This is a genomic window from Photobacterium proteolyticum, assembly GCF_001939735.1.
GTDB classification, from domain to species: domain Bacteria; phylum Pseudomonadota; class Gammaproteobacteria; order Enterobacterales; family Vibrionaceae; genus Photobacterium; species Photobacterium proteolyticum.
Map to the genome: position 1 here is coordinate 1 of NZ_MJIL01000031.1, position 8,345 is coordinate 8,345.

8 protein-coding genes are annotated in these 8,345 nt (G+C 39.4%); 6 read left to right on the top strand and 2 right to left on the bottom strand.

Annotation, left to right across the window (positions count from 1 at the left end; all coding sequences use genetic code 11):
* Positions 1 to 105: 105 nt before the first annotated feature.
* On the top strand, positions 106 to 240 hold the full coding sequence (locus tag BIT28_RS30145; protein ID WP_281251540.1) for a hypothetical protein: 135 nt from the start codon (positions 106 to 108) through the stop codon (positions 238 to 240).
* Positions 241 to 371: 131 nt separating this feature from the next.
* Here the strand turns inward: BIT28_RS30145 and BIT28_RS00465 are convergent, their stop codons facing one another.
* Together BIT28_RS00465 and BIT28_RS00470 are read right to left on the bottom strand one after the other, a co-directional pair.
* On the bottom strand, positions 372 to 2,252 hold the full coding sequence (locus BIT28_RS00465; protein WP_075761679.1) for an RICIN domain-containing protein: 1,881 nt from the start codon (positions 2,250 to 2,252) through the stop codon (positions 372 to 374).
* 224 nt (positions 2,253 to 2,476) lie between these two features.
* Positions 2,477 to 2,695: a DUF2798 domain-containing protein gene (locus BIT28_RS00470; protein ID WP_083651678.1), complete on the bottom strand. Its 219-nt coding sequence runs from the start codon at positions 2,693 to 2,695 to the stop codon at positions 2,477 to 2,479.
* Positions 2,696 to 2,895: 200 nt separating this feature from the next.
* Here BIT28_RS00470 and BIT28_RS00475 point away from each other — a divergent pair, with 200 nt between their 5' ends.
* The 5 genes from BIT28_RS00475 (at position 2,896) to BIT28_RS00490 (ending at position 8,112) form a co-directional block, all read left to right on the top strand.
* Complete coding sequence (locus BIT28_RS00475; protein ID WP_217696604.1) at positions 2,896 to 4,992, top strand: TonB-dependent receptor domain-containing protein; 2,097 nt, start codon at positions 2,896 to 2,898, stop codon at positions 4,990 to 4,992.
* A gap of 49 nt (positions 4,993 to 5,041) precedes the next feature.
* Complete coding sequence (locus BIT28_RS00480; protein ID WP_075761681.1) at positions 5,042 to 5,887, top strand: heme/hemin ABC transporter substrate-binding protein; 846 nt, start codon at positions 5,042 to 5,044, stop codon at positions 5,885 to 5,887.
* On the top strand, positions 5,884 to 6,540 hold the full coding sequence (locus tag BIT28_RS00485; RefSeq protein ID WP_075761682.1) for an O-methyltransferase: 657 nt from the start codon (positions 5,884 to 5,886) through the stop codon (positions 6,538 to 6,540). Before BIT28_RS00480 ends, BIT28_RS00485 begins: the two co-directional genes overlap by 4 nt.
* 183 nt (positions 6,541 to 6,723) lie before the next feature.
* Positions 6,724 to 6,894, top strand: a complete 171-nt coding sequence (locus BIT28_RS29440; protein ID WP_175577469.1) for a hypothetical protein — start codon at positions 6,724 to 6,726, stop codon at positions 6,892 to 6,894.
* Between the two features lie 126 nt (positions 6,895 to 7,020).
* Positions 7,021 to 8,112 (top strand): hypothetical protein, encoded by a 1,092-nt coding sequence (locus tag BIT28_RS00490; RefSeq protein WP_139310414.1) that lies wholly within the window; start codon positions 7,021 to 7,023, stop codon positions 8,110 to 8,112.
* Positions 8,113 to 8,345: the final 233 nt, after the last annotated feature.

Consider the following 8,345-nt stretch of genomic DNA (forward strand, 5'->3'; position numbering starts at 1 on the left):
CCAAGCCAATGATGGGCTGTCGCCAGTTAATGCCGAAAATCAGCTTAAAACAATGTCCGGAATCTGTTGACCACTACATAAGGTGGAAAGGTGAACTCATCGACAATGAAACAGGCAAGCATCCTTGAAATAAGAGAAGAGATAATTGTAGCAATAAGTAATGGTCAGATAGAACATGCTAAAAAACTAATATCAGTGTATCGAGAAGCACTTATTGAGTTTGAGGAAGCATCTGGATAAGTATATTGAATATACAAGCTACTTGACTAATACAACCGTACATACCAAGTACACAATAAAAAGGAAGATAGTGTAGGCGCCAACTTGACACAACCTAATTTTCACTACCTTCTCATCAAAAAATGGCAAAACTACTCTGTTGCACCAACATCCACGATTGCCGAAGCTTTATATCGACCTTTAAGAGTGTTAAATTTGGAGTCAGGAAGTATATTACCAGCGTCTAACACTGAGTCAGTACTCATAATCTTTATCCCTTCGGCCCCAGACGATGCTGGAGAGAGAACCTTAAACATTCCATCAGATGCTTCCGTATAAAGAACAGCATTTGAACTAGCACTTACACCACTGTCATTTACACCCCAGTACCAACTTTGGCTATTATTGGAATATACAACACAGGGTTTAAGTTCTAACACATCACTGGAACTATCAAGGCATTTATTGTCATTAGAAATAGATACAAATTGCAAATCTGGAGTATAAATAAACAACTGCTCATCTGTATTCGGTCTACATTCTGAAATGGCAATTGAGTTACCTTCAAGAGCCGTTAGGCATTGTGGGATATTATCGGATCCATAGGCTGCCCGAATAATACTGGGCTCTGCCCCTGTGAATATCGGGTTATTCCAGTCAATACGCAGAGAAAGCGTTTTAGTGTAGGTATTCAGTTTGTAGTCTTCTCCGTCGCTGCCCCCAGTACCATTGTAATATAGGTTAGCAAACCAAGCTCTTGCATAGCCCTGCAATGCCATTCCCTCTATCGAACTCGTAATTTGAAATAGAGATTTTCCTGCAGTATCACGAGGCACTTCATATGTTACTGAATAATCAGGTACGAAGCCATTGTTATATGGTGTATTATATAGCAATGGAAATGAGGGTAACGGTGGGTTTATACCTGATGTGTACTTCCAACATCCTTTTGCATTGCCAATTAGTTCACAGTACCCTGTCTTTTTCGCATAATCAGAACCAAACTCCTTATTACTGTATGTTACATGATGCTTGTGCATTCCTGTATTCGCCGTATAGTCAAAAAAATCACCGTTTTCAAAAGTTAGTGATTTTGTTGAACTAAAGTCGAGCTTATTGATAGGTAACTTAGGTATACTGACTCCAAGTCCAAATTGAACACTTGAGTTATAAGTAACACCTGTGCGATCACGATCATTGTTCTTAGGGAAGGAGTCGAAGACAGCTGCCTGAACACCATTCCATTTAGTTGATATAGTAACTTTATTTAAATATTCTCGATACTTATAAAACATCTCTTGATGTGGCGCTTTACGGGTAGATCGTATTTCCTTATAGTCGAGACCACGTCTATCAACATTAAAGCTAATTCCTGTACCGCCAACTAAAGTTGCCCTAACATATTTTGGGTTCCCATATTTTGAATTACCTAGCTCATCATAAATAGGTAAGCGAGAGAATGCTTCCACTTCATATTCTAGAATCGCTACATCATAGCGTTTATCATAGAAAACGGTTTTCTTGAGCGGAATCACCTGCCTGAATTTCCATGAATAAGTGCTAGGCTGTGTACTAGAAGACGTTTCCGGCCCAGAAACCGTAGATCTACGGCTTCTAGCAGATGATTTTATCTCTTCAACAACGGTTGGTGCGTTAGTTAGTCCATCAACAGAACTATCGATCAAATCAACCATCATTGGGGCATAGAATTCATCTACCGCTGTAATAACTCTTTCGTTCTCTGATAGTGGCTTATTTACTAACACAAATGAAGACGAGATCCCAATCCCCAGGAAATCACCTGTAACAGCTATTCTCTTTTCTGCATCTAAACCACTAAGGTTAAAAAACCAATAGCTCTCACATTCAGACAACTGGTCACTAACCGATGAATTGGCTGGGTTGACATAGCAAGACTCGTTATAATTTATACTAGACATGAGTTGTTGTTGATATTCATCAACAATATTATTTGCATAAGCCGATGCAAAATTACCTAGTAACAGGCTGGCAACAAGTGTTTTTTTTATCATGTTTAATACCTATTATACCTAATTTGTAAAATAAGTTGCTAAAATTGCTTCTAACAACTTAGATGCAATATATTACTTTAAGCATGATAAATAAAAGCGATCTACTTTATGTGTTATCAACATCAATAACTTTCACTTTTTTTTCACTCTTTAACCATTTAATAAAATCAGGTTTTCTGAAATCAACATATTCTGACCTAATATTTATAAAAAGTTATTAATCTTCAGCGTGAACAAATCCATGAAGATAATTGACGTATTCTCGGTAACACTGTCAAATTAAGGATAAGCGCACATGGCCAGGCGACAATAAAACTTCTAGGCCAAGAATAAAGCCAATCTAAATTAAACCCCATTTTTGATGCCGATATAATACCCGACATTATTACTGCCATCGTAAATGATGATAATAGTGCAGTAACCCAATATTGTTTATCTTTCAATATATCATCTCATCTTTTTATAGTTATATGAAAATAAGTATCTGATAATAAATATGAAAAAAACATGAAAAGAAAGATATCTGACTCTGTAATCATCCACTCGCTAATACCTTACAACGACGATCCCGCCCCATCATTTTTTCTTATTGATAATTTACATTTTTTTCACACATCCCAAACTACCATCACCAGCAATGCAAATGACAATCATTATCAATGAGAAAGTAATCATGTTAAGAAGTAAAATTTCTTTGGCTATCTGTACTGCTTTAGTTTGTAGTACAACACAAGCCCAAACAGAAACTCCCACCTTTTACTTAGAAAAAATTACGGTTATCGGCAGCAGTATAGATAGTGAATCTGATACCACACAGTCTATAGACATTATCTCTAGGGATGAGATCAGAAATAGTAATGCTCAAACTATTCCTGATGTATTTAAAAGTTCTCCCAATGTCGAGATAACAGGCGGGCCGAATGCAAGTGTCAAAAGCATCTCGATTCGAGGTCTAGACCAAGATCATGTAAATGTAACTATTGATGGTGCAAGACAAAGCTATTCCCACTCTAAAAAAGGTAGTTGGGCGATCAACCCTAATTATCTGAAAAGTGCCACTGTAACTAACGGTACTTCATCAGGTGCTGCGGCCGGAGCCGTCAAACTTGAGTTCATTTCAGCATATGATCTTCTCAAACCCGGCGCATCTTTTGGCGGCTTGGTTAACACCGGATTTCGAAGCAACAATGAACAGCAAACACTTTCCGGGTCCTTATTTGGTCTTCATAACAATTTTGACTGGTTATTTTCTGCTACTGACAGTTCCCGCAACCCTTATAGTATTGGCGGTGGTTACCAGCGTGATGGTAGTGACACCTATTACAAAACAGGTGGTGAAGAGCAATCTTATCTCTTTAAGTCAGGGTACGATCTTTCATCAGATCAACGCCTCGAAGTCAGTATTTATATCGACAAATCAAAATGGGATCAGGTCCGACAAGATTATGGTTACAACAGCCGCGACTATACCAATGCTGTACTAACTTATAGCAACGAAGCGTTAGGCAACGATCTAGTCGACTTCCATGCGAATGTATATATCAACCAAGTTGATACTTATACTGTGGAATATACTGATGAAACTAAGGTAACAACTTCAGATACCCAGAAGATTTCAGATGATTCTTATGGTTTCATTCTTACAAACAACAGCCAGTTAAATAATGTATTTGAAGAAACATTACTCCATTACGGCGTATCAGGGCACTTCACGTCACATAAAGGCGAAATCGGTACGCTTGAGGATGGCGCTTGGATCGATGAATCAGCCCAGAGTGAACCATCAGCCAATTCCCACCAACTTGGCACTTGGATCAACGCACAAATGGATCTGGGCAACGGTTTTACACTGACTCCTAGTCTTCGATACGACGAGTTTTATGTTGAATCAAGCAATGCTGAATTCGAGGGCCAAGCATTACTTCGTGATGGCAGAACCGAAAACCAATGGTCAACAGGGCTACGCCTTAACCAGCAATTGAGCGAAAAACTTGCCTTATTTGCTGCTTATGATGAAGCGTTGACTGCACCTCGTTTATCGGAGCTATTCACTTCTGGCCGAGGTTTCAAACCCGATCCAAACCTCAAATCTGAGCGTTCTCAGAATAAAGAAATCGGTTTAACTTTTAAAAACAAAGCCCTACTTACAGATGATGATTCGCTTTTAGCAAAAGTAAACATCTTCCAAAATGATATCAAAGACTACATAGGTACTGACTATTCCGATCCTAATTATAAAGATGGAGTAAAAGTAAATAGAGACAAAATCCGCCTACGCGGTGGTGAAATACTAACCCAATATCAATTCAATACCTGGATCACATCTGCATCATATGCAGTAACAATTGGTGAAGACCTGAAGACAGGCCAATACCTTTCAGATATGCCATCGGACAAGATTGTTGTCAGTATTGAAAACCAGCTTGATGAAGAGTGGCGCCTTGGTGGTAAGGCAACTCATGCCCTTAAACGTCATCGTGTTCCAACAGCTTCCACAGAAGCAGGCGGTGAGCTTGTTCCTATACCTGAAAATGAACGCCAGAGTGTTCCAGCTTGGACCACAGTTGATGTATATGCGGAATATATTCCAGCCAAACTCGAAGATCTCACTCTTTCTATGTCAGTAACGAACCTCTTTGACGAAGCCTACGCCCTCCAAAATGACAGCAGAGCTGATAGCAAAGCGGAGTACTACGAAGAAGGCCGAAGCATCAATATCAATCTTGCATATAACTTTTAATCAACCGCCCTTTCCTTAATTGGAAAGGGCTTTTATTCGGTAGCTCAACATGAACCATTTTAAGTTAATAGGCGCCACCTTACTCGCATGGCAACTACTCGTTTCTCAAGTCGCTTATGCCAGTGAGCGCATCATTATCTCAGGCAGTAACATCACCGAAATAGTCTTCGCACTTGGTGCTGGCGGCCAAGTTGTCGGCGCAGATAAAACCAGCACATCCCCCAAGCAGGCAAAAGCCATTGCAGTTTTAGGCCATCCAAGTAACTTATCCGTTGAAGGCATCTTATCACTTAGCCCAACATTGTATATAAGCGATGATAAATACTTAAACCGCAGACTAAACAGTCAGCTAGAACAAGCTAACGTTAAAACGCTTATTCTTAAACAGGCAATCAACATCGCTGATCTAAAGCAACAAATCAGCTTAATAGCCCTCACACTTGGTAAAAGCCAAGAAGGTATCGTACTCATTAACCAATTAGAAAAGGAGCTTAATGAACTTAAAGAGTTGAAAAAATCGATTAAAAAACCGCAAAAAGCGATTTTTCTATATGGAAAAAATAGTCTGCTTATTGCAGGTCAGAAGACACCTGTTGATCGTTTACTGGCTATGGCAGGCATTATCAACCCAGCAAGCTTTGAGGGTGTTAAGCCAATGACACCTGAGTCTATTATCATAATTAATCCAGATTTAATCATAACAGTCGACAAAGCTTTAGCCGGGAAAGGTCAAAAAGGACGGGAACGTTTCTTCGGAATACCAGCAATTGGTGCCACACCTGCGGGTAAAAACCAACGAATCACAACCATTCCCATCTCACATACCAACCTTGGAATTAACACTCCAAAAACAGCTAAAAAACTTTTCATGGAAGTATATGGTACACCCGAATGAAATATTTAAACTTTGATGACCAACTGAATAAATACATCAGTAAGCACAACGATCAAGATGACGAACTTTTAAAAGAATTAAGGGAAGTTACTTATCAGAAAACTGGCCGAAAAATGATGATATCACCAGATCAGGCACAGTTTTTTCGCACCTTGCTAGCATGCCTGCAACCTCGGAAGATACTTGAAGTGGGGGTTTTCACTGGCTATAGTTCGACTGTTATGGCACGTGTCATTCCCGATAGTGCACGTATTGTCGCTTGCGACATCAGTGAAGAATGGACAGCTATTGCAAAAGAGTATTGGCTCACGGCCGGAGTAGACCACAAGGTCTCACTAAAATTAGGCAATGCCAATTTAACTCTTTCTGAGCTTATAGAAAAAGGGAATAAGAGCACATTCGATATGGCTTTTATTGATGCTGATAAGATCAGTTATGATGACTATTTCGAAAAGGCCATTAAGCTGTTGAAACCAAAAGGGATAATAATTATCGACAACGTACTCTGGAAAGGAACCGTCGCTAAACCAGAGCGTGTTGACGAAGATATTACTGCTCTTCGACATCTAAACGACAAGCTAGCGAAAGATGAAAGGGTATATTCAACCCTACTGCCAATTGGAGATGGCATGCTAATGATTACAAAGCTGTAAGGAAATAAGGGGCAGCCAGTCTGCCCTTATCACATCTAAATAAAACTATAAGAGCGCTACAACAAACTATCTAGTCCATAATAGTAGTTTACTCTTTTTTCACCTCTACTCTCGTATAGTACAAGGCCATCCAGTTAAACCAAGAAAACGTGTTGAAATTCATTTATGCTGGCAGGTGATAGAATGAAACAATCTCCATATAAAAAATCTGAGGACATAAAGCCTGGCGAGCATACAGAAGATATAGATGTAAATAAATCCTCTAAGACAGAATCAATGGAGGAACAATTAGAGAGAGTTACCCTGTTAGCGATTAAGTCATTGAACCAGCTATCAAATATAGAGAAAAAGTAACCATAACATTTACTATATCTACACGTGTCGCCACATCACAAAATTAACAATAAACTATTGATCTTTGGATATTTTTATATGTGTAAGATTGCATCATAGAACTACAACATGTAGAGGAGTTTTTTAGTGTTTAATTTGAGTCGTTTAAGCATCATATCATTAGCCTCATTATTTGTTTTGGGTGGTTGTGGTAGTGGTAGTGGTAGCTCATCATCAGCTGCAACTTTATCAGAAGTCCCTGCAAATGCTGTATTAAAAACCATCAAAATCACAGGTGGTAATGTTGTACCTGTTACTATTTATGCTGACATGTCAGTGTCAAATGATTATCTATTACATGCCGCAAATATAACAGCTAACTATCTTGATAACAATCAAGACGGTAACTGGGATGATGATAGAGTAACTAATCATTTATCTAATGTTGGCGCTTCATTATTTATTTTAAAAAATGAAGACGAGTCTTATATGATGGACTTACTCTCTAGGCTACCTAGCAATGTTGCAACAAAATTTGCTGATGATTCATCATCACAAGCTTTATATGAAAGTGAAATGGTTTTATGCGATAGTTCGCACTCTACATTTTCATCTTGCTTTAATCAAAATGATAAAAGAGACCCAAGTTACGAAGAGATTCTTCATTTGATTACCCATGTGGGGTATGCGCAAGTTCACCCAAGTACCTTTAGTGAAGATGAGAACTATAACTCTCTATCGGGCTCGGGCGTAGGTAGGGCTAATGACCTGGCTCGTGATGATGTAGCAAAAAACCTTACCTCAGCCAATCAATGTGTTACTGATACTGTAACAACACCTTTCGGTAACTTTGTCGAGTATGATTGTAATTGGGATTATTCAGCTCACCCTAATGCATGGTATACGTACACTGATCCAACTTGTGATTACTCTTGCATGGTTACAGAGTACACGTATTGGACTATTAATGCAGCCTTGGGAATGTTGGAGCACCTGGATGGTAATACCTCTTACTCAGAAGAATATAAATGCCTAACTAGAAACGCTTTTACTTCCGGAGGAATATGCGCTAATGACATTGGTTTAGAGGCCATATATGGAACAGGAGCGAAAATAAATGCGAGTAACGAACTAGAAGCCCCTAACAACACTTTTCATGTGCCCACTCAAATACCATTTGGCAATTATTCACCAAATGGGAGCAAAATGGATTGGTCAATCAGCTACGTGACTAATTAGCAATTCAAATCATTTATGATCTATCAGCGCATACGAAAAAGCCCGAGTCTTTCGATTCGGGCTTAATGTAATGGCGGAACGGCCGGGCTTGCGATCAACCGGGGTCGCGCACGACCGGGACTTATTCGACCACAGGGCGAACTTCAACTTAAACAATCGAGTAGGAGGAGGCCTCGCGGCCTCCGTCCTCTCACACCACCGTACAAGCGTGGGTCGCATACGGCGGTTCCGAA